Source organism: Spirosoma litoris (assembly GCF_054776755.1).
In genome coordinates this window covers 86,650-111,704 of the sequence record NZ_BAAHBI010000035.1, presented here as the reverse complement: position 1 = coordinate 111,704, position 25,055 = coordinate 86,650, and the positions used below count along the sequence as shown (strand labels likewise).

Annotated in this window: 16 protein-coding genes; 5 read left to right on the top strand and 11 right to left on the bottom strand. The window is 47.2% G+C overall.

Annotated elements, in window-relative coordinates; all coding sequences use genetic code 11:
* A partial coding sequence (locus ACYVGR_RS19755; RefSeq protein WP_460959820.1) for an efflux RND transporter permease subunit occupies window positions 1–284 on the top strand: 284 nt, incomplete at its 5' end.
* Window positions 285–360: 76 nt separating this feature from the next.
* Here the strand turns inward: ACYVGR_RS19755 and ACYVGR_RS19750 are convergent.
* The 3 genes from ACYVGR_RS19750 to ACYVGR_RS19740 all read right to left on the bottom strand — a co-directional run bounded on the left by ACYVGR_RS19750 (window position 361) and on the right by ACYVGR_RS19740 (window position 3,900).
* Window positions 361–1,500 (bottom strand): T9SS type A sorting domain-containing protein, encoded by a 1,140-nt coding sequence (locus ACYVGR_RS19750; protein ID WP_460959818.1) that lies wholly within the window; start codon window positions 1,498–1,500, stop codon window positions 361–363.
* Window positions 1,501–1,558: 58 nt separating this feature from the next.
* Window positions 1,559–2,728, bottom strand: a complete 1,170-nt coding sequence (locus ACYVGR_RS19745) for an AIR synthase-related protein (RefSeq protein ID WP_460959816.1) — start codon at window positions 2,726–2,728, stop codon at window positions 1,559–1,561.
* 203 nt (window positions 2,729–2,931) lie between these two features.
* Window positions 2,932–3,900, bottom strand: coding sequence for a Gfo/Idh/MocA family protein (locus tag ACYVGR_RS19740; protein ID WP_460959814.1), 969 nt, complete (start codon window positions 3,898–3,900; stop codon window positions 2,932–2,934).
* A 96-nt stretch (window positions 3,901–3,996) separates the two neighbouring features.
* On the opposite strand from ACYVGR_RS19740, the gene ACYVGR_RS19735 reads away from it, so the two are divergent.
* Window positions 3,997–4,860: a DUF481 domain-containing protein gene (locus tag ACYVGR_RS19735; protein ID WP_460959812.1), complete on the top strand. Its 864-nt coding sequence runs from the start codon at window positions 3,997–3,999 to the stop codon at window positions 4,858–4,860.
* Between the two features lie 84 nt (window positions 4,861–4,944).
* Here the strand turns inward: ACYVGR_RS19735 and ACYVGR_RS19730 are convergent, their stop codons facing one another.
* Both ACYVGR_RS19730 and purE read right to left on the bottom strand, forming a co-directional pair.
* Window positions 4,945–5,754: a LysM peptidoglycan-binding domain-containing protein gene (locus tag ACYVGR_RS19730; RefSeq protein WP_460959810.1), complete on the bottom strand. Its 810-nt coding sequence runs from the start codon at window positions 5,752–5,754 to the stop codon at window positions 4,945–4,947.
* Window positions 5,755–5,848: 94 nt separating this feature from the next.
* On the bottom strand, window positions 5,849–6,334 hold the full coding sequence (purE, locus tag ACYVGR_RS19725; protein ID WP_460959808.1) for a 5-(carboxyamino)imidazole ribonucleotide mutase: 486 nt from the start codon (window positions 6,332–6,334) through the stop codon (window positions 5,849–5,851).
* Window positions 6,335–6,593: 259 nt separating this feature from the next.
* Here purE and ACYVGR_RS19720 point away from each other — a divergent pair, with 259 nt between their 5' ends.
* On the top strand, window positions 6,594–7,787 hold the full coding sequence (locus tag ACYVGR_RS19720) for an IS4 family transposase (protein ID WP_460959806.1): 1,194 nt from the start codon (window positions 6,594–6,596) through the stop codon (window positions 7,785–7,787).
* 72 nt (window positions 7,788–7,859) lie between these two features.
* Here ACYVGR_RS19720 and ACYVGR_RS19715 read toward each other — a convergent pair whose 3' ends face one another.
* The 4 genes from ACYVGR_RS19715 to ACYVGR_RS19700 all read right to left on the bottom strand — a co-directional run bounded on the left by ACYVGR_RS19715 (window position 7,860) and on the right by ACYVGR_RS19700 (window position 14,849).
* A complete protein-coding gene (locus ACYVGR_RS19715; protein WP_460959804.1) occupies window positions 7,860–9,065 on the bottom strand; it encodes a DUF1501 domain-containing protein in 1,206 nt (401 codons plus the stop codon).
* An 87-nt stretch (window positions 9,066–9,152) separates the two neighbouring features.
* Complete coding sequence (locus ACYVGR_RS19710) at window positions 9,153–10,589, bottom strand: DUF1800 domain-containing protein (protein ID WP_460959802.1); 1,437 nt, start codon at window positions 10,587–10,589, stop codon at window positions 9,153–9,155.
* Window positions 10,590–10,752: 163 nt separating this feature from the next.
* Window positions 10,753–11,829: a beta-alanine-activating enzyme beta-propeller domain-containing protein gene (locus ACYVGR_RS19705; RefSeq protein ID WP_460959800.1), complete on the bottom strand. Its 1,077-nt coding sequence runs from the start codon at window positions 11,827–11,829 to the stop codon at window positions 10,753–10,755.
* Between the two features lie 32 nt (window positions 11,830–11,861).
* On the bottom strand, window positions 11,862–14,849 hold the full coding sequence (locus tag ACYVGR_RS19700) for a hypothetical protein (RefSeq protein WP_460959798.1): 2,988 nt from the start codon (window positions 14,847–14,849) through the stop codon (window positions 11,862–11,864).
* 220 nt (window positions 14,850–15,069) lie between these two features.
* Between ACYVGR_RS19700 and ACYVGR_RS19695 the strand changes: the two genes are divergently transcribed.
* Window positions 15,070–19,137: a S8 family serine peptidase gene (locus tag ACYVGR_RS19695; protein ID WP_460959796.1), complete on the top strand. Its 4,068-nt coding sequence runs from the start codon at window positions 15,070–15,072 to the stop codon at window positions 19,135–19,137.
* 105 nt (window positions 19,138–19,242) lie between these two features.
* Window positions 19,243–22,014 carry a S8 family peptidase gene (locus ACYVGR_RS19690; protein ID WP_460960800.1) on the top strand — a complete coding sequence of 924 codons (2,772 nt, stop codon included), beginning with the start codon at window positions 19,243–19,245 and terminating at the stop codon, window positions 22,012–22,014.
* A 66-nt stretch (window positions 22,015–22,080) separates the two neighbouring features.
* On the opposite strand, the gene ACYVGR_RS19685 is transcribed toward ACYVGR_RS19690, so the two are convergent.
* A complete protein-coding gene (locus tag ACYVGR_RS19685) occupies window positions 22,081–23,685 on the bottom strand; it encodes a S8 family peptidase (RefSeq protein ID WP_460959794.1) in 1,605 nt (534 codons plus the stop codon).
* Window positions 23,686–23,772: 87 nt separating this feature from the next.
* A complete protein-coding gene (locus ACYVGR_RS19680; RefSeq protein ID WP_460959792.1) occupies window positions 23,773–24,897 on the bottom strand; it encodes a DUF3500 domain-containing protein in 1,125 nt (374 codons plus the stop codon).
* Between the last annotated feature and the right edge of the window lie 158 nt (window positions 24,898–25,055).

Below are 25,055 nucleotides of genomic sequence, written 5' to 3'. Positions count from 1 at the left end.
CCAACCATCTACGCGAAGAAGGCATGTCGTTAATCGACGCGATTCAGGAGGCTGGCGAAATCCGATTTGTGCCAATTGTACTCACCTCGTTGACGGCCATTGGCGGCTTAATTCCGCTGGCTATCGAAGGAAACCCGCTCTATTCGCCACTCGCCTGGGTAATTATTGGTGGTCTGATTTCCAGCACGTTGCTATCCCGTATTGTTACACCTGTGTTGTATAAATTATTGCCGCCGGGGGTTGTTGTAAAATCAGTTCCAGCGAAGGAACCGGAGATGGTTTAACTGTTTTGACGCTCCTTGTACTGTTCCCGTTCCGTGGTGTCAGCTATAAGTAGCTGACATCACGGAACTTGAGTCTTTACGGTACAAGTACTCTAATCACCCGTCGTTGCCCATTCACGTGCACTTCCAGCCAATACAAACCCGAAGGCAACGGTTGCTCAAATACCAGATCAGCCTCGCCAGCCTGACGCTCCAATCGGCCGGTAATTTGTTGCCCCGTCATAGATCGTAGTTGCACAGTTGCATCGTCGGCATTCCACAGTCGCAAGTGGATTCGGTTAGAGTTGGTGGGGTTAGGATAAACGGACACAACGGGTTCGTCAGTTCGAATAATGGCTTCTACAGGTTTGAAACTTTGGGTTGTACCATCCCGGTCAATCTGTTTCAGACGGTAATAGTTGATGCCTGGTTTCGGATTCAAATCTGTCAGGCCGTAATACTGCCGGGTATCTGTTGTGCCTTTGGCGGCCACTTCACCTACTGCGATGTATTCGCCTAAGTCGTAACTACGTTCAATCAGGAAATGGTCTGCATTCTGCTCCGATGTGGTTGCCCAGGCCAGTTGAACACGGTCACCTTCGGGATTGGCAGTGAAAGAAAGTAGGGTTACAGGGAGTGGGGATGTCCAGTTTAAATTACCAATTGTAATACCCACAGATCCTGGCGTTGATGCTGAGGCCGCTCCACTACTAAAGACAATCGTCAGTTTTTTAACATAATCGCCAAACTGAACTGGCGATGGAGTACTTCCACTTGTTTCATCAGCAACACCTAATAGAACATTTCCCGACACGCTGGCAAAGGCAGAGGGCGTTATAGTAGGCGTTACAGCTGTGCCATATTTGTCGGCAAAAATTGTTACCTGATCCTGGCCAGTCGCATTCTTATCAACACCATAAATACTAAATGACAAATTACTGACTCCTTGACTGAATTCAATTGTAATCGTTTTTGAATCCGATTTATCATGGTAATAAGCCGCTATCTGTAAACCATTAGAAACCGGCTTGGGCGTTGCTAAATTAAACGTTTGAGAGCCGTTGCTACTTACAGTAACTGTCACATCAACAGCCGGATTACCTATACCTGTATAGCTATTACTAAGCGCCCCATCTGGATAAATAGGTGCTGTTGTCTTGAAATTTAAATCCTGAGCTTCAGATACGGTGGTTAATATAAGTAGCAAAAGCCACAAACGGAGGTGTTGTTTCTTCATGCTAGGCCTTGTCGTCCAATAGGTGTTCCTATTGGACGACAAGGTCCGAATAAGTCACTTAATAAATAAATTCACCTACTTCACTTTGTATGGTCACTCGTTTGCTCTCATAGGCCTCAACGCGACCAATTATCTGAGCGGCTATTCCAAATGATTGGACGATATCGATCACTTGTTGCGCGTGGCTTTCTGGTAGGTAGACTTCAAGACGATGGCCCATGTTGAACACCTTGTACATCTCCTGCCAGCTGGTGCCACTCTCGGACTGAATCAACCGAAACAGAGGTGGAATCGGAAAGAGGTTATCTTTAATAATGTGTAGATTATCAACAAAATGCAGCACTTTCGTTTGCGCTCCACCCGAACAATGTACCATACCGTGTATCTGCGAGCGAAGCTCGTCCAGTAACACTTTTGCGACAGGGGCGTAGGTACGTGTAGGCGATAAAATCAGTTGGCCTACCGTTACGGACTGATCCTGTTCAACAGTAACGGAATCGGTTAGTTGCTTTGAGCCACTATAAATGAGCGACTTATCAATAGCCGGATCGAAACTTTCGGAATATTTATCGGCCAGATAATGAGCCAGTACATCGTGGCGGGCTGACGTTAGTCCGTTGCTACCCATACCTCCATTGTACGACGTTTCGTAGGTAGCCTGACCGTATGAAGCCATGCCAACAATCACATCGCCCGGTTGAATGCGGTCGTTACTAATCACCTGATCACGGCGCATCCGGGCAATAACCGTACTATCGACAATTACCGTCCGAACCAGATCGCCTACATCGGCGGTTTCTCCTCCAGTGCTGTAAATCTCGATGCCGTGGTCGCGTAGCATTTGCAACACCTCTTCCGTACCATTGATGATTTCGGCAATGACTTCCCCCGGAATCAGGTTTTTGTTGCGACCGATGGTCGATGAAAGCAACATCGGTCCGGTAGCTCCAGCGCAGATCAGATCGTCGGTGTTCATGACAACCGCATCCTGCGCAATGCCTTTCCAAACACTCAAATCTCCTGTTTCGCGCCAGTACAGATAGGCCAGGGCCGATTTAGTACCAGCCCCATCGGCATGCATAATGGTGCAAAAATCGGGATCACCCGCTAATGTATCAGGTACGATTTTACAAAATGCTTTGGGAAACAGGCCCTTATCAAGTTGGGCAATGGCGTTGTGAACGTCTTCTTTACTGGCGGAAACTCCGCGCTGGGCATAGCGGTCCATTCAGGAATGATGAATGATGAATGATGAATAATGACAGGACCGCCCGCACGGTGACAACCGGGCTGGCGAACTAACGAAAGACAAAGGTAAGAAAGAGCATCAACACCCTGTCATAATTCCATCGAGAGAGCTTGCCAATAGGTATAATCATTCATCATTCATCATTCATCATTCATCATTCATCATTCATCATTCATCATTCATCATTCATAAACAATTCCCGCTTCGGCCTGAACCGCATCCAGCAGCGCCATTAAATTCAAACTATCCTCCAGCGACCAGAGTGGGCTTTCGGTTTTGCCTTCTGCAAGACATTGCATCACGTGTTGCGCTTCGTAATCATAGCCAAAGGTTGTACGATCAAATGTGAATACCTGTTCGGGCTGATCAGTCTGTTTGAGCGTAATGCCTTTCGTTTCGTGAAAGCGACTGTGAATTCGAATCTGACCCGTTTCTCCCTGAATTAGGGCAATACAGTCGGTATCTGCAATGATTGTACTATCCAACAGAGCCAGTTGACCGTCTGGATAGGTAAGCACCATACCACACTGCTCATCGACACCCGTTGAGCCGAAGTTGGCCGATGCTTTAACCGTTGATGGTTTTCCCAAAAAGAGGTACGACAAAAACAGGGGATAGATGCCAATATCCAGCACAGAACCACCACCAAGTTCTTTATTAAACAATCGTTTTTCGGGCAGAAACGGCGCTCTAAAACCAAAATCAGCTTTTATAGAAACTACCTTGCCAATGGCGCCTGATTGAGCTAGTTCCAGCGCTTTAAGAATGCCCGGCATAAACCGAGTCCATAAAGCTTCCATCAGAAATACGCCCTTTGAACGCGCCGTTTCGACCATCTCCCGAACCTGTTGGCTGTTCATGGCAAATGGTTTTTCGCCAAGAACGGCCACTCCGCCGTTGAGCAAGAGTAGTACATGCTCATGGTGTTTAACGTGGGGCGTAGCCACATATACAACGTCCAGATCAGGCAACGTCAGTAAATCGGTATACGAGCCGAACGCATGCGGAATAGCGTACTCCTGTGCAAATTCATTAGCACGTTGTTGATCGGATGAAGCAACCGCATAAAGTTGCGCATCGGGCAGGGTAAGTAAGTCCTTTGCAAATTTGTGGGCGATGCGGCCCGGTCCTAAAATTCCCCAGCGAGTCATGGGTGAAGGCAGGTTTAGATGAGTAGGCTATTGGATAAGTTGACCACCTGGTCGACTGTCAAATGTATCTTTTTTTTCTAAGTTGCGGTTTCACCAATGCCTCTTTCTGTGAAATACACTCAGCAATACCTTCTCACGTTACTTTTTCTTTTTGCCTTTACGTATACCAACGCTCAGATTGTTGAGCAACCTGATCCGCTTCGGCCTTCATTACCAGACTCTAGCAAGGCCGTTAAAATAGATTCCAGTAAAACGACACTCAGCCAACAGAAAATCGACTCACTTAAGAAGGCTCCACCCATACCCACAATTTTCCGTTACCGCTTCACCGCCGATGGTACAATTACGGAAGGGAACGTTAGTCGGGCGCTTCTGCAATTGACCAGCGCCGTCGATTACCAATTGAGCAATTATTTCAAATTGTCGAGCAATCCGTCGTTTGTGTACGGTAAACAAAATGGCATACTAGCCGAACGCGAATGGTTTGGCGATTTACGGACTACTTATCGGTACGAAAAGCGGCTTTACTACTTAGCCTTTGGCTCCTACGAACGGAGCAATTTGCGACAGATCAATCATCGCTGGACAATTGCGGCTGGGGCAGGTTACAAACTTCTGAATCATAAACGGGCGTACATCTCGCTTACGGATGTGATTATGCAGGAGTACACCGATTTTGTGGAATTAAATGACATCAATATCTGGCGAAATTCGGCCCGGCTTTATGGGGAATACAGCTTCGACAAAGATCGCTTCACCATCACGCATACAGCGTTCTATCAGCCTGCATTAGGACAATACAACGTTCGATGGAATGCCAGTGTGAGCCTACAGATAAAACTAACACAGGTCATTAGTCTTCGGTCGACAGTGGCCAATGCCTACGAAAGTTTGGTTGTGCCGGGCCGCCAGAACAACGATTTCCGGTTTACGCTGGGGTTGGTGTATGAGAAGAAGTAATAGTAGCTTTTAGTAATAGTAGTGAGAATGGCTGGCGCGGCCTAATTTGTTTGCGCCAGCCATTCTCACTACTATTACTAAAAGCTACTGCTTGTCTGGGAACGGAATAATCAGTTTTTCGCCCCTGGTGGCAATGTCTCTATCTTTTTTATTGGCCCGCATAATGGCTTCCTTGCTGACACCATATTTTTGAGCTACAACGCGCAACACGTCGCCAGGGCCAACGGTATGTACCGCCATGGCTTTCACATTAAGTTTGGTAATACCCGCTTTCACGTCGCTCTCCGACACGCCAGGATTGAGAGCTTTCAGCGTGGCAATTTTCATATTGTACCGATTGGCAACCCCATAGAAGGTTTCGCCTGATCCAACCGTATACGTGCTCGAAACACCACCAGGCTTGACTTTAACTTTTTCAACAACTTCGGTTTTCGGCTTCTCTTCCTTCGGTTTTTCCGCAGGCTTCTCCTCAGTCTTGGGTTTTTCTTCTTTAGGTTTCACCACAGCCGCTTTCTCTTCTTTCGACTTTTCGTCAGAAGAAGGTTTTCCATCCGTCGTTTCGCGATTATCTTCAGCAACCTCTTCGGCTTTGGCTTCGGGGGAATCGGCGGGTGGGGTAGCCTGAGAAAGATCGACGGGTACTGGCTGAGAAGATGTATCTACTTCCTCTGGCGACATCAGCATTTCGGGCTCATTCTTTGCCAGTGGCTGTTGCGAGGCTGTATCGAGCGCCACATTGGTTAACTCGTCGGAGCCGTTCGTATCGTCGGTAATATATCCGTAGCCTACATAAAGCAGGGCAGCAATTAGCCCCACCAATACGACAAGGGTAATGGCAGGCAGACTGGTATTTCCAGCAGGGCGCGGATTGGATGATTGGTTGTCGGATTCCATGGGTTAACTGAAGAATGGATAATAGACAATGAATAATGGATAATGAACGTCAGACTGGTATAGCATTTTCACTTATTCATTATCCATTATTCATTTAAATTGGTGTCGTTAATTGATGGCTCATGTGGGCCACTTTCTCTTTAAGATCTTCTTTAAACTGACTAAGATTTTGGGCAACAGCCTCATCAAATGTACCGACAATCTGAGCTGCCAGAATACCCGCATTCCGGGCACCATCCAGCGCCATTGTCGCCACAGGAACACCACCCGGCATTTGCAGAATCGACAGGACGGAGTCCCAGCCATCAATTGAGTTGCTCGATTTCACGGGCACGCCAATCACCGGCAATGTTGTTAATGACGCTACCATACCAGGCAAATGGGCGGCTCCGCCTGCCCCGGCAATAATAACTCGTAGCCCACGATCGCGGGCCGTTTTTGCGTAATCGACCATTTTTTCAGGCGTCCGGTGGGCCGAAACGATGTCCATCTCCCAGCTAACGCCTAATTCGGTCAGAATGTCGGCAGCTTCCTGCATAACCTTACGGTCGGAAAGACTGCCCATGATGATACCTATCATTCAGAATAATTAACTTGACTCTCTGCGAAATAACACAGATTCAGGGATATTATTAGACCTATAGCCCCGAAATTTTATCATACGTGTAAAATGATTCAGCCTTTTCGTAAGGGCAGGTTCTTTAACCTGCCCAGCTAGGTTTCTTAAAACCGAATTGTAGGCACTGTTCGGTTTTAAGAAACCTCACTAAGAGTCAGATTTGAGAATCAGTATTGTCCGTAATGTTTTTTCGAACCTGTTTGTTTTAGTCAAAAAGCCGATGAACACTGCTAAACTACCTGTAAAAACGCTCTTAGGCTATTTACCGGATGAGTTACTGGACGCATTAGCCATCGAATACCAGGTCGACAAACACGTCAAAAAACTCCGGGGAACGCTCGTTTTTAAGCTACTGCTCTATGCTGTACTGGCCACCAATGAGTTGAGTCTGAATGTACTTATCGCTTTGCTGGAAAAGGTGGGCATCCGCCAATTAATCGGTGTGGATGCCCACTTTACCACCCAACGAAATTCCGTAGCTGATCGACTGGCTCAACTTGATTGTCGATACCTAGAGGCTATTTTTAAGCAGCTCATCAAGCTAGTCAACCAGCACTGGCCCACCCCCAGTTTCCAGGGCTATCAGCTCCACCTGGTTGATTCAACATTGGTCGCTTGTTCAGCCAAACTCTTGAGTATAGGCATTCAACTGGGCCGCAAAGCCAAGGATGAAAGCCATCGCTATAAGCACATCAAATTTAGTATTGGCTATGATGGGTTAAAGCCTGAAACAATCCGTTTCTATGATCAGCAAACCCATGCCAGCGATGAAACGCCCCTCAAAGAAACGATTCAATCGCTGGCCTTCTCGGCCAAAGATGTGGCTGTTTTTGACGCTGGGCTGCAAAATCGACTTACCTTTGAGCAGTTTACCAAGCCCGGTGAGGGGAAACGGTTTTTTGTTACCCGCCTGAAAGCCAATAGTCGGTATCAATGCCTAACTGAGCAACCGCTAGCGATCTCCACCGATACGCTTGTCTTAGAGACGGAGTTAGGCGTCAGGCTCTATACAGCCTCAAATCGGCTTATTGCCGACTCATTTCGGCTGATCAAGGCTCACCTAGCTGATAAGCCAGAACAGTCTCTGCTGTTTTTGACCAACTTGCCTGCTTCATTAAGTGCTCTGGAAGTGAGTCAGATCTATCGACAACGTTGGCAGATTGAGAAATTCTTTCGGTTCATCAAGCAACAGATGAATTTTTCTCATTTCTTGTCTCGCTCTTCCAATGGGATCAAACTCATGGCGTATGTGATGCTGATTGGAGCCCTGTTGATTGGGTTGTATGGTCGATTTAATGGCCGTTCTGGGTTCAAGATCACCAAGTTGCTCTTTTTCTATGAACTCGAAGCCGATTTGCTTAAGGCATTTATTGAGGAATGCCAAGGTGACCCAGCCTTGCTAGATGACGCCTAAAAACATTACGGACAATACTGATTTGAGAATCTGACTCCACAAAGACTAGAATAAATCAACTGAGTTCTCACATCAGACAATCTTCACACCATCGAATTTACGACCCAGAATAGCCACATCGTCGGCACCCAGGTAATCATGCAGGAGTGTTGCGTAGATTTGCCGGAAATCGACCGAATACGTCAGATCTCCTTCGGTTAATTTCGTCAGATTCGGCGCTTCGTTCAGAACCCGTTTGGCGGGTAATCCCCCTCCTATCAGAAATACATTATTAGCTGTACCATGATCGGTGCCATTGCTGGCGTTTTGCTTCACCCGGCGTCCAAACTCCGAAAACGTCATGAGCAACACATCATTCTGACGCCCAGCGGCTTTCAAATCCTTCATAAAAGCACCAACCGCTTCGGCATATTGCCCCAAAAGTCGCTCCTGCTGCCCCGGCTGATTTATATGCGTATCGAATCCACTGATCGACACGTAATAAACGCTTGTACTAACCCCCGCTTGAATGAGTTGCGAAACCGTTTTTAGGCGGTTGCCAAGTTCAGTTGTTGGGTAAGTAGCCAGCGTAGCATACGTTTTTGCTTTATCATACACATAGTTTGCCGACGACACGGTTTCGGCCAGTGTTTTGTAGAGATACGCCACAGATTCCGGTTCGTGGGACGGATGCTCTTTGCTCAATCCAGTGACCAAATCACTGCGCGTCTGGTTGTAGAGCTTCCTGGGATCTAAAACAGCCAACCCATTCACGGTATCTCCTTTCATGGCCAGACTCAGCGTATCATCTACTTCAATCGTTCGAAACGGCTGATGTTCTTTACCGGCACAAGCCGCATCCAGATACCGACCTACCCAGCCAGAATTTACATACTTGTCTGAATCGCTGGCTGTTTGCCAGATATCCATCGAGCGAAAATGCGAGCGATCGGGGTTAGGATAGCCAACGTTGTTGATGACGGTGACCAGGCCTTCATCATACAATGCTTTTAGGGATGTCATGGCTGGATGTAGGCCAATTTCATCGTTCATTGTCAGCACTTTATCGGGTTTAATGGCAATCGTTGGTCGTTCGCGATAATAAATATCATTGCGGTACGGAACAACGGTATTCAGCCCGTCATTGCCACCCGAGAGCTGGACCACCACTAAAATTTTTCCGTTCGATGCGGATACCTGACCCATCATCTGCGCTTCATAGGCTTTCAAAAAGTGCGGAATCAGCATAGTGCCCGCCGTTGTGAAAGCTGATTGTTTCAGGAAGTTTCTACGGTTCATAGTTAAAGAGCGAAAGAGTGAATGAGCGAAAGAGTGAAAATGGTTTGCGGCTGTTTTTCACTCTTTCGCTCATTCACTCTTTCACCATTAAGTAAGTTGATACTCCGGCAGGCTCATGAGCGCTGCGGTTATAGCATGAATCTGTTCGGAACGAGACTGGCTGGATTGGGCCTGTTTGTTGATTAACGCGCGTTGGTCGGATCGAAGTGGGAAGGGCAGTAAGGTACTGGCAATGGTATCTGTTAGCTCAGTGTCGGATGTTTTGGCAAAAGCAGCCTCAAAATCAGTCCAGTCGACTTTGGTCTGGAATCGGGCTCCGCCTTTTCGCGCCAGCGACTGCACATTGACATCGCCCTCCTCTTTCGGCTTCACAGTCACGTCGGCAGCTTTCAGTACATAATTTGGTAGTTGCATCCGGAAAAGCAGACTCGATGAGTCAATCCAGTTTTTACCCCCCGGCCAACCCGCAACATTGGGCGGGTAGAACAGCAATTGACCCAAGGTGCGCTGGACAAAAATCTGCGACTGTGGTTGCTCGAACTGTACGCCCAACGTATGACGTAACCCCGCCAGCAGCTCAACCGGCGATTTGATATGCGCACCCACGTTTTTGGCATCGTAAAACCAGTCTGATGTGAAGATGGTCTCTAACAGGTCAGTAATATCATACTTGCTTTTGTAGAACTGATCGGCCAGCAACTCAACCTGTTTTTTATCTTCCGTTTCGTTCACGAAGAAGCGATAGATTTTCGCCGTGATGAACCGAGCGGTCTGCTTGTTCTCCAGTAGCATGGCTATGACGTCTTCTCCTTTAAAAGCACCCGTTTTCCCGAAAATGGTTTTCTCGCCATCGTCATGAACCTGCTGCCGGAAAATGAACTGCCCATCAACCGTAAATTGCCAGCCCGTAAAGGCACGAGCAGCTTCTTTTATATCATGTTCCGAATAGTTGCCCCGACCAAGCGTGAACAACTCCATTACTTCGCGCGCGAAATTTTCGTTAGGTGCGTTCTTTCGGTTCTGTTGATTGTTCAGGAATTGCAACATGGCCGGTTCTTTCGACACCGCCATCAATAAATCGCTGAACTTACCGAGTGCGTTTTGCCGAATAGTGTTGGCGTACTGCTGCATAAACAGTGGATTTCTTCCCTGAGCCCGACAGGCGAAATGCCCGTGCCAGAATAGAGCCATCTTTTCGCGTAGGGCGGCCTTACCCGTAGACATCTGGTCGAGCCATTGCAGATTGAGATCACGCACCTTCTCGGCATTGTCCCGAATGCGCTCTTTCAGCATGTCTTTATCCAGTTGCCCATTCTGAAACATGCCTTTGAGTTGCTTTTTCGTCTCGTTGGTATCAGCATCAACGACTCGCAAATCTGACATAGAGTCGCTATCTTTAAACAACTGCCTCACCACTTTTTTCAGGGGTTTGCGAGCGGCCTCATCAAGCTCGGCAGGCGTGGCCCCGAAGCCAGCCCGGGCCAACAGGTACCGCGTTTGTTGCTGTCTGGTTTGGTTTGTCATATGGTTTAACCGTTCACAATATGTGTATGACAAGTTAAAGCCGTAAGCGTTTAATTAGCAGGAGATTAAAAATCAGAAATAAGTGATAGAATACTGTAGCAAGAATCTGCCCTTCTATGCTGTAATAAATAGAAGGGCAGAATACTTAACTATTCACACAATTTTACTTACCTGCGCCACTTACGGTTGGGTAGCTTCCGATAACCACTCCATTTTGGGCAACTACAGGAGTGGAATTGATCACCCCTTCTGTTCTGAATGACCAGCGTTTAATACCTGTTTGAGCATCGAGAGCATAGAAAAAGTTCTCAGCACTTCCCAAATATACCAATCCATTAGCAACAACTGGACTCCCCCCTCTAAACGTTTTAAAGCTCCATTTTTCAACGCCAGTTAAAGCATTAAGAGCATGAAGATGGGAGTCTGCTCCCTTTACATATACTACCTCATCCTTTGCTACAGGACTAGAATCAATTCCTTCCTCTAAATTAAATATCCATCTTTTATCTCCCGTTTTTGCATCAAGTGCATAAAAGTTCCTAAATGTGGATCCAACATACACTAGCCCATTCTCTATAATTGGACTAGAAGTGATAGTACCATCCATAGCAAATACCCACTTTTGAATACCTGTTGTCGCGTCCAAAGCATAGAAACTTTTAAAACTGCCTACATAAATAAGACCTTTTGCCACTAAAGGGCTGGCGTAAATAGGATTTCCCATATCAACAGCCCATCGTTGATTCCCAGTGGCCGTATCAAGGGCATACAGGTGACTATCATAGCTAGACACATAAATAATATCATTGACTACAACTGGACTAGAACGAATCGCGTCTTTGGTCTTAAATTTCCAATGCAGTTTCCCTGTTTTTGCATCCATGGCGTATAGGCAGTGGTCAACGCTGCCTACATAGACAATGCCTTTATGCACCACTGGACTAGATTGGATAATATCACCTGCCGTAAATTTCCAAAGTTGACGTCCTGTTTGAGCATTTATAGCATAGAGGTTATGATCGTTACTGCCGACATATACCAATCCATTAGCTATTGTAGGGCTGGAATCTATAGCTCCTTGTGCTCTAAAGAGCCAAGATTGAGTACCCGTTTGCGCATTTAGAGCATAGAGATTATGATCATTACTGCCAATGTATACAAGTGACGGAAGCTTTGCCTCTACTCGGGGACTAAATACTAGCCATAAGCTGAAGCCAAAAGTGAATAAAAAAATATTCATAGGGGTAGTAGCAGAAACGTTTAGAAGAATATCTATGGGCAAAGCTCTTTTTTGGTAACCTCGCTGTCTTTCACTTGTGGTTGTTCCTTTGTCCCATCATAATGGAACTTCATAATTGTCGTGGGGGTAATGATCATACCTGGAATTTTCATTTCTTTACTAGGTGCCCAATCTCCATTTTCCGGTATATTAGGATTTAAGTCATCAGGGCCTGCTGTAATGGTATACGTTCCATGACTACCATCAGTCCATGGATGAGTATGTACATAAGCAGCAATAGGTTGATCTGGCAAGAATGTTTGTGTGATAAAATTGTAATCCCGTAAAACGTATTGACCTGTATACGGGCCATTTTTAGGTACAACGATTGTATACTCATCTTGCCCGGTCGTACTTAACATAGGTGTACCGTCTGTATAAAATTTCGTTTGTTGGCCACCATTCTTACCCCAAGGTAACATAATAAATGAGCCATCGGACAATAGCATTCCCCCCATTTCATAGGTACTTTCAGGGTTATTCTTTTGGTAACTCAAATTCCATAGTTTTTTCACTCCGTCACAAAGGTTTGGTAACTTAGTCGCAAAGGTCTGCGCGATCAATCTCTCCAAATCATCTCCAGTCACCATCGGTATTGTCCATCGACCGCTTATGTATTCATATACTGATGGATAGCCATACTGAGGATCAATATATACATGATACTGACCATTGGCTGGATTGGCTGGACGCTGGCCTTTCACTTCGACTTCGGAGATAGCAACACACCAGCTTTTGCCATCCCAAACATAAGTTGTTCCCGAAAGTGTAGTAAATACTCGGCCCTTCACTAATGCGCCTGTCGTTGATAGACCCGTTGCCACAGAATCTATGGGAGCATTGTAGGGTATATACGTAGTAGAAGTACTGGAACCACCACTACCACTGCTACTACCGTCCCCTCCGCCACTAGTATTCCCCCCTGTGATGCTACCACTACTTGGACCCGACACCCAGCCCCAATTTGGACTGAAATCATTGCCATTAGCTGTTACGTTTACATACGCATTCAACCAACCACCGTTAACAGGAGTCTCTGATGTACAGTTCCGATAAAGACTTTCTGGATTGATTGGCTGCTGTGGTGCAAAATCACTAGTTGTGGAGATGGTTTTAGGAGAGAAAAGCTCTTTAGTAATTAACGCCGGTTGGGACAATTGGCGTGTCTGAAACGAAACATCATCGAACCAGACTGGTGTTTTACTCCGGTTTTGTAAGCGAACGACTACATATCCATTCTCACGGGCATAGCCTTTAATATGTAGGAACTCCCAATTACCAAGAGCGTCCTTGCTAACATTAACCTGTTGGCGGTGCATAAATTTGCCTTGTCTGTTATAAAAAGCTAACTCCACACGAGCATTAGGTAGGCGCCTTGCTATGAGCGACTTAACCAGTGGAGCTACCAGTGCTGTACTAATACCAAGAACAGGTGCTTTAGAGGAAAGTGAACGACTTTGGTCTGGGGACGTCGGTTGCTGTAAGAGATTAGCCCCTGCCAATGCTCCCCCTACTATTGCCGCTGTAATCTGAGGGGCTAAACTTGGCCGTTGCACACCAGGCGCATAGGCATATACACCTAACGAGTAGGTCGTCCCCTGGCGTACAGGAATTAATTTGCCAGTTAAAGAGGAAACATGCGAACTACTTCCCTTCACTAATTGTAATGCTCCTCCTCCGTCAGCATACGCTACTCTGCCTGCTCCATCGCCATTACAGCCCAATGGATTAACCGGGCAAGCGGCTGTTGTTTTAGGGCTTCCTGGGATATTGGTTTGGGTACCAAAATATTTGACTGAAATTATCATGGCGCTCCCCGTTTTAAACCTGTTAGGCAAGGGCATATAGAAACCAAAAGCATTGTAACCCGAAATACCCAGCGCATTGGCGACATCCTGCCGAGTATTGGTAGCAGGAACACCAACTGCCACCAACCAGCCATTTATATACACATCAAACTTAGTAGATTGGTGGGGTGTATTTTTGTTGACGACCCAGCCGCTAATACCATTACAGTCGGCTCCATCAAAACTCCCGGCAAAGTTACTGCCTGCCTGAACGGGCGATGTTGTTGGAGTGGGATTCGGATTTTGTGTGGGAGTCGTGGTGGTATGCGGATCATTTTCGGCAAAACAACTGGCTACACTGCTCGTCATTTGGCCAGTAGCCACCAACCAATGTTGAGGTCGGAAATTACTTCCATTCTGGTAAGCTGCAAATAAGGTGTTGTTGTAATAATGGGCATAGACCGACTCGCCCCAGCTGGTAGTAAATAAAAACTGTCCTTCTGAATAAGGGCAATTCCCCGTCGGTGGATTGGTAGGTGGTGGGTTGGTTGTGGTACAGGATTTAGTAAAGTTAATGGCGATGGTATTGCCCGATTGAGTGGCGGTGCCTGTCATGTTGCCTGCCGTGCGTGAGTCCGATGGGAACGTGGTGCTGGCTATCGTATTGGCATTCATGCTCCCGCCAAAAACACCCGGAATCGACACATTGATTGCCGAACCATTCCCGCCTGTAAACTGATACTGGAGCACACCCGATGTACAGTTATAGCTCACGACCTGAAAAGCCAGGCTTCCATTTGAAGGAGGATTCGTTGGATTGGTGGGTGGGGGTGTAGTGGTGGTGCAGGATTTGGTAAAATTAATGGCGATGGTATTACCCGATTGAGTGGCGGTGCCTGTCATGTTACCTGCCGTTCGGGCATCGGATGGAAACGTGGTGCTAGCTACGGTATTGGCATTCATGCTCCCGCCAAAAACACCCGGAATCGACACATTGATAGGCGAGCCATCTCCTCCTGTAAATTGATATTGGAGCACACCTGATGTACAATTGTAGCTTACCACCTGAAAAGCCAGGGTCGTGCTTGGGGTTAAAACTGTTGGAGGAGTGTGTGCCCACAACTGGCTACTTGAGCTAGCCAGCAGAAGCAAAATCAGGCTAAGCACCCACTGAGTTAAGTAATTATTTTTCATAAAAGTATATAATAGAAGATTGAATCCAAAAGTAACTATTTATAAAATATTAACACAACAATAAGTATCTATTATTTTTAATTTTATTACATAAAATGATAATTCATGAATTAAAAAGTAGTTAATCGGTCCTGATATCAGGCTCCTACGCAACAGAAACTGCGGATCTATCGTACTTATATGTATCTTCCTAGCGCGTTTATAATTAGCTGATATTCCCATGTGTCAACGTTTATGGTTCAATGTTAACTGGCTACTGACTGTTCTTTTTCTATCAGTTACTCATACACTTCTCTTCGCCCAGCCAATACCTTACTCCGCTACGCAGAGACAGCAGATTGACCAGCTTCGGCAGACATTTCAGAAAACCTACGATACTAATTATAGTCGTGCCCTTTCGCTGGCGAAACAATTAGGACGTCCATTAGAAACGAGACTTCCTGATGGAAGTAAAATGAGCTTACAGGGAGTGGATGACCGTGGTAACTTGCTTTATTACGTAACGTCTAGTGCTACAAAGGCCGGCATTACTACTCGTACCAATGCACTTTATGCGGGTGGTAGCCTTGGCCTGGATCTATCGGGAAGCAGTGCTTCAGTACAGGGAAAACTGGGCATTTGGGATGGTGGGGCCGTACTAACTACGCACGTTGAGCTGGCGGGACGAGTTACACAAATGGATAGCGCCAGTACAAAGATTGACGATGAAGAACATCCCTCTCACGTATCAGGTATTATGATCGCATCTGGCCTAAATCCATTGGTACGAGGTATGGCTAATAAAGCAAGGCTGAAAGCTTGGGACTTCACGAATGATATTACTGAAATGACGGCCGCAGCGCCTAATTTGCTCGTATCAAATCACTCTTATGGATATAATACAGGCTTTATCCCAAATCCAGACGCTACCTCTAAGTATGCCTGGATTTGGTACGGCGATACCACAGTGAGCAAGACTTATGATTATAGATTTGGGGTTTATGATAGTCGTACCCGGTCTTGGGATCAGCTTACTGTCAATGCACCAAATTACCTTATTGTTGGTGCAGCGGGTAATTCCCGGGGCTACAATGGTCCTGCAACCGGCGAAGCTTATATCATGGGGAATTATACAACGAAGACCAAAACCGTAATCAGTACACTTCCACGTGACAATCAAACGGGATATGATGTACTCCCTGCTCCCGCGTCGGCAAAAAATACCTTAGTTGTTGGCGCGATTAGTAATCTGGCATTCGGCTATAACCAACCTAACGATGTTCAACTAGCCGACTTTAGTAGCTGGGGACCTACCGATGATGGTCGTATCAAACCAGACATAGTTGGTGCGGGCGTTAACATCCTTTCCTGTGGCTCAACTACCGACAGTGCCTATGTTATTGAGAGTGGTACATCAATGGCTTCCCCGAATGTCGCGGGATCAATTCTCTTACTTCAGGAATATTACGCCCAGCTCAATTCGGGCAAATACATGCGCTCCTCGACGCTTCGTGGATTGGTTTTACATACCGCCGACGAAGCCGGTCCGACACCGGGTCCCGATTATAAGTTTGGCTGGGGCTTACTCAATATGGAACGGGCCGCTAAGGTCATTGGCAATACCGATCAAAGCAATTTATTGAGTGAACGAACCCTCACACAAGGGCAACGTGATACGATTCGGGTAACCGCATCTGGGCGTGGCCAGTTGGTGGCAACCATTTGCTGGACCGATCCGGCGGGTACGCCTACGAGTGTTCTGAATGATCGAACACCAAAGCTCGTTAATGACCTTGATTTGCGCATTAACGATGGCACAACTACAACGCAACCCTGGACATTAGACCCGAATAATCCAGCCAATGCCGCTACCCACGGCGATAACATCCGCGATAACATAGAGAAGGTCATCATCGATAATTCAATACCCGGCAAGACTTACACGCTGATCATTTCCCACAAAGGCACCCTAAACGGCAGCAAACAAGACTATGCGCTTTTAGTGAGTGGTGCGGGCGGTAAAGCCTATTGCGAATCGCGGCCAACTTCAACTGCCGATACGAAAATCAGCCGGGTACAAATGGGGAGCATCGATCAGGCAGGGGCCGCTGGCTGTACATCGTATAACGACTTTTCACAAGTATCGACAACCATTCAGGCTGGCCAACAGCTTCCTTTGACCGTATCGCTGAGCACTTGTGGGGCAACCAAAAACGTAGTTGTGAAAGCCTTTGCCGACTGGAATCAAAATGGCAGCTTCGACGACGCTGGTGAAACCCTCGCGACCTCGAGTGTGCTGGCAAACTCAGCGCAATTCACAACCACGCTTACGATTCCAACCAGCGTAACCAACGGGCAGATTATCAAATTTCGCCTGGTGGCTACCGAAACCGACAATGCAGCATCGGTAGCAGCCTGCGGCCTTTATGGAAACGGCGAAACCCAGGATTATCTGCTAAATGTGGTGCAGACAATGAATGATGTTGGCGCAACAGCATTGGTTTCGCCGGAGACTAACTTCTGTGGTCAAACCAATACCGATATGGCCATATCGGTACGGGTACACAACTACGGAACCGCCGATCAGACAAACGTACCAGTAAGCGTTAAGATCACGGATGCGAACAATGTTGAACTAACAACGCTAAGTGGCGTCGTCCCTACTCTGGCTGCTTTTCGGGAAAGTGTTCTGACGCTTCAGTTACCAGCAGCCAGCACGTTGGTAGCCGGCCAAACGTATAAGTTTGCGATTACGACAAGCCTAAGTACAGATCAGAACGCGACGAATAATAGCGTCACAGAAACCCGTACCACGGCTCCAGTGCCCGCCAGCGGCCTGTTTATGGCCACACAATGCAGTGTAGATTCGGCTTATTCATTACGCAATGTAGGAAGTGGCACGGCCTATTGGTACGATGCTCTGACGGGAGGTAATCTATTGGCAGCAGGTAACCAGTTTTCAGTTAAAAATCTACCAGCAACTGGCCACTTTTATGCTACGCTAAACGATTTTTCAGGTATCGTTGGCCCTATAACTAAAACCGAATTTGGGGGCGGATCGTATTACGGCTCTTATACCCCAGCGCCCATCATCTCGACTACAGTACCCATACTTATTGAAAGTGCGCGGCTTTATATTGGCAATGCAGGACAAGTGACATTTACAGTACATCGATTAGATGAAACAATTATTTCAAGTGTTACATTGGATGTACAGCCAACACGTGACCAAAGTTTAACAACGGTCACCAGCAATGGCAATTTAGTTGACGATCCCAATGATCAGGGGGCGGTTTACCCGCTTAACTTACGCATTCCAGAAGCAGGCGATTATAAAATTACGATCGACTATTCTGGTGGTGCTTCTATTTTCCGAAGTAATGTGGGTGTAAACGGATTCCCGTATCAGCTCAAAACCTCGACGGGCACGCCTATTGTATCCGTGACGGGGTCGTTATATACCAGCGGAAGCACAACCGATACCCTTAAAACGGCCTGGTATTATTTCTATAATCTGAAAGTCAGATCGCTCGACTGCCCCAACCCGCAACGAACAGCTGTAATTCCTACCACCAGTACATCGCCAACGGCAACCATTACGCCCAATGGGTCGGTAAGTATTTGTCAGGGCTCAAGTGTTGCTTTGCAAGCTGTTACAACGGGGGCTGGACTAACGTATCAGTGGTATAAAAGTAACGCAGCGATAAGTGGTGCCACCAGCAGTACGCTTCAGGTTACGACAGCAGGCTCATATGCGCTCCAGGTGGCTAATAGTTGCCCCTCCACTCGATCACCTGCGGTGGCGGTATCACTTAATACAGCGCAAACGCCAACCCTGGTGGCCAATGGTTTTGTTCTTACGACCAACGCCGTTTCAAACATCCAATGGCTATTGAATGGGGTAGCTATTGCTGGTGCAACCGGAACCACCTTTACGGTAGTACAATCAGGCAGGTACACCGTACAAGGCAATGTGAATGGCTGTGGTGTGGCGATTTCTAACGAAGTTGTTCTAACGATTTTGGCCACTGAACCTCTGTTAAGTGACGACGAACTGGCAGTTTACCCGAACCCGGCAACCAAACAAGTGACGGTCTCACTGGCCGTTTCAGCATCTCTACCTAAGGCTCCAGCGCTCCGCCTGACTGATATTCAGGGCCGTACCGTTCAAACGGGCGCTTTACAACTCGATGGAAAAAATTATTCGACAATATTAGATGTGTCGAGCCTTCCCGGCGGTACGTTTTTTGTGGTTGTTGGCGATGACCGGACGCAAAGCGTTCGGGTAAAACGAATCCAAAAGCAATAACCTAACTCGCATCTGACACTTCTCAACAAGAATCGCACAATCACTCAAAATAAGGCACAGCGCAGTATTTGGCGGTTTTTTCGCCTATCGCTCTGCCTTATTTTGGTGTTTATAAACGGGGTTGATAGCCTCGTCTGGGCGCAGTCTGTCTCATCCAAAAAACAACTACCCTGGCAAACTGAGCTGGTAGACCGCTATGCGCAAAACCGAAAAAGAACCCTTACGCTAGCGCTTCGGAACAATTGGCCTCTCTACAAAAACTATTCCAATCACCGCGTTTTCCGACTTCAGGAAGTCGACGCTCTGGGGCAACCTGTTTATTATTCACTGCATAATGTTGAAGCGGCTCGAGGAACCCGAACAGTGGCGCTACAAGGTGGTGGCTCATTAGCCATTTCGCTATCAGGTAGCTCACCAGCAATGGCTGGTCGGCTGGGTTTATGGGACGGTGGCCGAGTATTGGAATCGCATCAGGAGTTCAGCGGAACCACGACGAACGGCACCAAGATCACCCAGAAAGATAACATCACCGGAGTCAATGACCACACTACGCATCTCGCGGGAACGCTTGTTGGTAAGGGGGTGAACCCACTCGCCAAAGGAATGGCTTATGGGGCTCAATTATCTGTCTGGGACTATACCGACGACGTGACCGAGTTGCTCACGGCAGCCCCTAACTTACTCCTTTCCAACCATGCTTACGGGCCAGTAGTTGGCTGGGTATACAATGCCTCCCGGCCTGGCACCGACTCGAACTTAAAATGGGAATGGTGGGGTAATACAACTATCAGCGCAACCGAAGATTATTTGTTTGGCTTTTATACAAGCAAAGCGCAGGATCTCGACCGAATTGCCTATAACAACCCCTATTTTTTGATGGTCCGCTCGGCGGATAATAAACGCGGTGAAACCGGGCCACCCACCGGAACGGCGTATTATCTCAGAAATACGACTACCCAAAGCACAATTGCCCGCAGCCGAAACGATGCTTATGATGTAATTCCGGCCGAAGCTACAGCCAAAAACGTATTGACAATTGGAGCTGCCGATGTGACGTATGCCAATGCAAATGTGCCCACTTTAGTTGGTTCAACAGCGTTTAGCGGTTGGGGGCCTACCGATGACGGACGCATTAAGCCCGATTTATTGGGAATTGGGTCCGATGTGTTATCGTCTATCGGTACATCGAATACGGATTATGGTACTTATAGCGGAACCTCAATGGCATCGGCTAATGTGTCGGGGTCTTTATTTTTATTACAGGAACTCTACGCCCGTCAGCGGGCAAGCGGCTTGCCTGCTAATGGCCAATTTATGCGAGCGGCTACTCTCAAAGGATTGGCTCTGCATACGGCAGATCGGCCTAACCCGGCAGCAGGTCCCGATTATCGGCAGGGATGGGGCTTGTTAAATACCGAAGCTGCTGCTCGTTTGTTACTCAATGAAGAGTTGGCCCACTTGGTTCTTGAACAAAGTTTGATCGCCGGGAGTACATATACCCGATCCATCGTCGCTCAGGGCAACGAGCCCTTGATTGTCACCTTGTCCTGGACCGATCCCGAAGGGGTAGCCACCAGCGTTGTCCCCAGTTCGGTGGACAGTCCAACGCCCAAACTTATCAATGATCTCGATTTACGGATCATCGACGGCCAACAGACCAACCTGCCATTTGTTCTTGATCCGGCGAAACCAGCACAAGCCGCCAGCCGAGGAGATAATGTGCGTGATAATGTTGAGCAGGTGTATATCGCCAATCCTGTAGCCGGAAAAACTTATACGATAACGGTTTCGCATAAAGGCAAGATGACGTATTCGAGCCAGCCTTATTCATTGATTGTGAGCGGCCTCCATCGAATTAATTGCCAATTAACTGCTACGACCATTCCGGCGCGTGATACAACGATTTGTCCGGGAGCAACGCTGCCTTTACAAGCGGGTAATTTTTCAGCGAATTTGCACTACCAGTGGTTTCTCAACGGAACAATTTTGGCAGGTGGGGCTTCATCTGGTTATCAGGCAACCCAAGCCGGATCATATACGCTACGCATTACCGACGATAACGGTTGTTCAGCGACATCACAACCCATTCTGGTTCAGACACGAACAACCGCGGTAACACTATCGCCAACTGGTAATCAGTGGCTTTGCCGTACAGATACCTCCGTTCATTTAGTAGCAACCTCGCCCAATGGGGCTCCATTAACAGGCGTTACATTTGAGTGGCTCCTGAATAATTCGGTTATTGCGAATGCGCAGGCAAGTACATTTAATGCTACCCAGGCAGGTAACTACCAGGTTCGAATAACACAGGATGGTTGCCAGGCGCTCTCCGCCGAAACAACGATCCAGCTTAGTTCGGTTAGTTCCATTGAGTTGATGCCTGAAGAAACAGAATTAAGTCTTCCTAAAGGTGCCACTGTTACCCTAAAAGCTCCCCTCGACACCTCTTATACGTATCAATGGTACCGGAATGAAAGTGCATTAGCGAATGCCACTGATTACCGCCTATCGGTCTCAACGGAAGGCACTTACAAAGTACGGATAACGCAGCACAACTGCGTAGGCTGGTCCACGAATCGTCTGGTGCAATCGACAGCAGTCTCTACAACGATCGCCGATCCAGCGGGTGTATTTATCTTTTACCCAAACCCGACAGAAAATACCATTTCCATTCGTTACACCAATCCTGTGGCCAAGCAGGTTCAGGTCAGTTTATTTGATCTGAACGGCGTTTTACGACAACCTGTACTGTCAATAAAAGCCTCGAACGGGAAATTTGAAGGCGATTTTCTGATTCAGTCTCTGCCCGCCGGAACGTATATTCTCCGTCTTGCCGATGGGTCTGGCATCCAGATCGGGCGATTTATCAAAAAATAAACCGGGTCGATCAAAGCACTTTTGGCTTAATCGACCCGGTTGTTATCAGATTCGCTATTATGCTCCTTACTTCGCTTTGCCAGAGGCCGTTTCCTCGGCCAGTGCCAATTTCACGGCATCGTACAAATTGACAATACCACCCGTTTTCGACAATGAACTAAACGAAACTGTATCCGTAGATTCTGGTCGGGTCACCTTGGTTGAATAGGGCGTTGCCGATTGAAGAATAATCCGTTTGATATCCGCATACGTTAGCTTCGGGAAATACGATTTCAGTACCGCGGCTACCCCTGCCACTACGGGCGAGGCCATACTGGTACCACTATTATTTTCGTATTTGCTACCCGGCACGGTTGAGTAAATATCTTTACCTGGTGCAAACACATCGACATTCTGCTTACCGTAGTTCGAGAAACTAGCCACCAAATCGCTGTTGTTTGGCTCGGCACTGGCCCCTACTGTAATTACGTTCGGAATAGCTAAACCATTGATGAATCGGGGAGCGGGGTAATTAGCCGCCGTATCGATGTCTTTCCCATCATTACCGGCGGCATGCACCATTAAGACTCCTTTCGAAAGCGCATAGCGTTCGGCATCTTCAACTACACTACGCTGTGGAGAATAGTCTTTTCCAAAGCTCATATTGATAATCTGCGCGCCGTTATCAACCGCATACCGAATGGCATTGGCCACATCTTTATCACGCTCATCACCATCAGGTACGGCGCGCACACCCATAATCTGAACAGCATCGGCTATTCCTTTTACGCCAATATTGTTGGTCCGATCGGCCCCGATAATACCCGAAACGTGCGTACCGTGGTCAGGATTAGCGCCCGAAATATCGGCGTTGCCATAATCGCGCTGGGTCATGTCGTTTGGATTATCACCCACAACACCACGGCCATCAAAGTCAGGATTGTAATGATACTCGGCACGGGCTTTGAGTTGCTCGTTCGCCTTTTCGAGTTCATTCATAATCACATCGGTATCAGGCGCTCCCTGCTGACCCAATATCTGTAAGATACCCAGAACAGGCCGCTTCAAACTGGCATCCTTAAGTGTATCGGCAGCTTTAAGCAAAGTAAGCGTGTCTAGCTTCGTTACATTCAACGCTTTTTTCAGCTTATCGACCGCACCTGAAAATTGGGTATAAAACTGACCAATTCCCTGATACTGCGCTTTGTACTGTGCCTGGTTTTTTTCGACTTCGGCCTTCGTTTTCACGTACAGATCATACTCTTTCTGTTGATCTGGCTTTAACGATTTCCGGTCTTTCCCTTCATACTTAGGCTTTAACTGTACGTACAAGCGAGTAACTTCGGTTGTTTCGTAATTGACGTTTCGGCCATCCTTACCACCAATGAAATTCCAACCATGTACGTCATCGACATAGCCGTTTTTATCGTCGTCTTTCCCGTTTCCGGCAATTTCCTTGGGGTTGACCCATAATACCCGCCGTAAATCTTCGTGCGTGGTGTCGATTCCACCATCGATTACAGCGACTATAACGGGAGTTGGCTTTCGATCTTTCAGTAGTTCACGGTATGTCCGCTCAACGCTAATACCAGCTGTTTTATCGGTTTTATCTTGCAGATACCACTGCGATTCCTGCGCCGAAGCTGCTATCGAAAGCAAGACAACCGACGCACTAATAAGGAGTTTCTTCATGAATTGAGAACAAATAATCTGGACAAATTAAGAAAAAACAACCTTATAAATGGCTTAAAAATTGTTAAACGGCCTACTCTGGTTGCATCAGTCCTTACCGTGACTAACGTTTTTGTAGTGTTCCTGTAATAAATCTTCTCCCCAATCATTGGTCAAATCGCGCACTACCGTATGGATATGATTGGCATTCGTTTGCGAATTATCGTACTCAATCAGGATCGTTGGACCATGAATCCGATAGTACCAGCCCTTGCCATCTCCCAGCTCAGGCGTAAGATCACCGGCCCAGCCAAACCGGATTTCGTCCAGACCTGCTTTCTTGAGCTTATCCAATTGTTGTTTGGCCAACGTAATGCGGTAATTGGCTAAATAAGTTTGAATCAAATCCAGAAATAATTTACGTTGCTCGGCATTCATGTCGGCCATTTTCACGCCGTCCATTTTTTCCAGCGACGCTTTACGCTTATTGCTCGTAACCATTTCAGGATAAGCAACCGGGGCCAGTATTGCCAGCTTGCGCTGGTCGGTGTTCAGGGTTTTCAATAACGCAAAGGCTTTTTCGGTTTCCAGCTTTAAGATCGCTCGTCCTTTTTGGGGTAAATCCTTTACACGTGGGTCCGACATGCGCTTGTCGGCCATGCTCGAGTCAAATTTCAACACGCCCGGATTACTGCCAAAAAACGTAGGCGTCTGGGCTAACACCTTGCCCTCTACAGCCACAAATTGCAACGATAAATGATGCCCTTCGATACGCCAGCTCCAGGGCGTATTGGTGGCTGGATCACCAAAAACGGTAAAGGAGTAATTTTCTGGGTCACGGTACACATCATTGGGTGGCCGATTGTCAATCACACGCAGCACATTCTCCATGTCGATAATGGACGTTGCTTTCTCATAACCTTGCAGGCTTAGTGTTGTTTTGAGCATTGCCATAGCTGCCTTGCGCTGTTCTGGCGTCATTTGCTTTAAAGGCAAGCCTTTCCGTTCTCGGGGTACAAAGTGCCAGTTGAACCGCTCTTCATTATCAAATGCGAACGTTGTTTTTTCCCGTTGTTCTGGCGTCAACGTTCCTAGAAACACATTCGCAGCATCTGTCATTTCATCTTTAACGCGCTGCTGAACAGGCAATGTTTTGGGCGACTGGGCAACCTGAGCTAAAACTTGTAGTTGATTGGCCAATAAGCCGCCAAGTATAAAAAGTACGTACTTCATAGGTAAAGGGCGTTTATAAACTACCCCGTAAAAGTGTATTCAGGGCTGCATTTACCTATTGATTATCAAAGGAGATTCTACCGCTTAGTCAAAGCTAGTTGATTATATCTGGCTGTTTGCCAACAACCTCTGTGTTTTAGTAGTTTACTACCTAACGC

Excerpts from the sequence above, each read along its gene's own strand:
- ACYVGR_RS19750 (WP_460959818.1), bottom strand. The coding sequence starts at position 1,500 with ATGAAGAAACAACACCTCCGTTTGTGGCTTTTGCTACTTATATTAACC.
- ACYVGR_RS19745 (WP_460959816.1), bottom strand. The coding sequence starts at position 2,728 with ATGGACCGCTATGCCCAGCGCGGAGTTTCCGCCAGTAAAGAAGACGTT.
- ACYVGR_RS19740 (WP_460959814.1), bottom strand. The coding sequence starts at position 3,900 with ATGACTCGCTGGGGAATTTTAGGACCGGGCCGCATCGCCCACAAATTT.
- ACYVGR_RS19735 (WP_460959812.1), top strand. The coding sequence starts at position 3,997 with ATGCCTCTTTCTGTGAAATACACTCAGCAATACCTTCTCACGTTACTT.
- ACYVGR_RS19730 (WP_460959810.1), bottom strand. The coding sequence starts at position 5,754 with ATGGAATCCGACAACCAATCATCCAATCCGCGCCCTGCTGGAAATACC.
- purE (WP_460959808.1), bottom strand. The coding sequence starts at position 6,334 with ATGATAGGTATCATCATGGGCAGTCTTTCCGACCGTAAGGTTATGCAG.
- ACYVGR_RS19720 (WP_460959806.1), top strand. The coding sequence starts at position 6,594 with ATGAACACTGCTAAACTACCTGTAAAAACGCTCTTAGGCTATTTACCG.
- ACYVGR_RS19715 (WP_460959804.1), bottom strand. The coding sequence starts at position 9,065 with ATGAACCGTAGAAACTTCCTGAAACAATCAGCTTTCACAACGGCGGGC.
- ACYVGR_RS19710 (WP_460959802.1), bottom strand. The coding sequence starts at position 10,589 with ATGACAAACCAAACCAGACAGCAACAAACGCGGTACCTGTTGGCCCGG.
- ACYVGR_RS19705 (WP_460959800.1), bottom strand. The coding sequence starts at position 11,829 with ATGAATATTTTTTTATTCACTTTTGGCTTCAGCTTATGGCTAGTATTT.
- ACYVGR_RS19700 (WP_460959798.1), bottom strand. The coding sequence starts at position 14,849 with ATGAAAAATAATTACTTAACTCAGTGGGTGCTTAGCCTGATTTTGCTT.
- ACYVGR_RS19695 (WP_460959796.1), top strand. The coding sequence starts at position 15,070 with ATGTGTCAACGTTTATGGTTCAATGTTAACTGGCTACTGACTGTTCTT.
- ACYVGR_RS19685 (WP_460959794.1), bottom strand. The coding sequence starts at position 23,685 with ATGAAGAAACTCCTTATTAGTGCGTCGGTTGTCTTGCTTTCGATAGCA.
- ACYVGR_RS19680 (WP_460959792.1), bottom strand. The coding sequence starts at position 24,897 with ATGAAGTACGTACTTTTTATACTTGGCGGCTTATTGGCCAATCAACTA.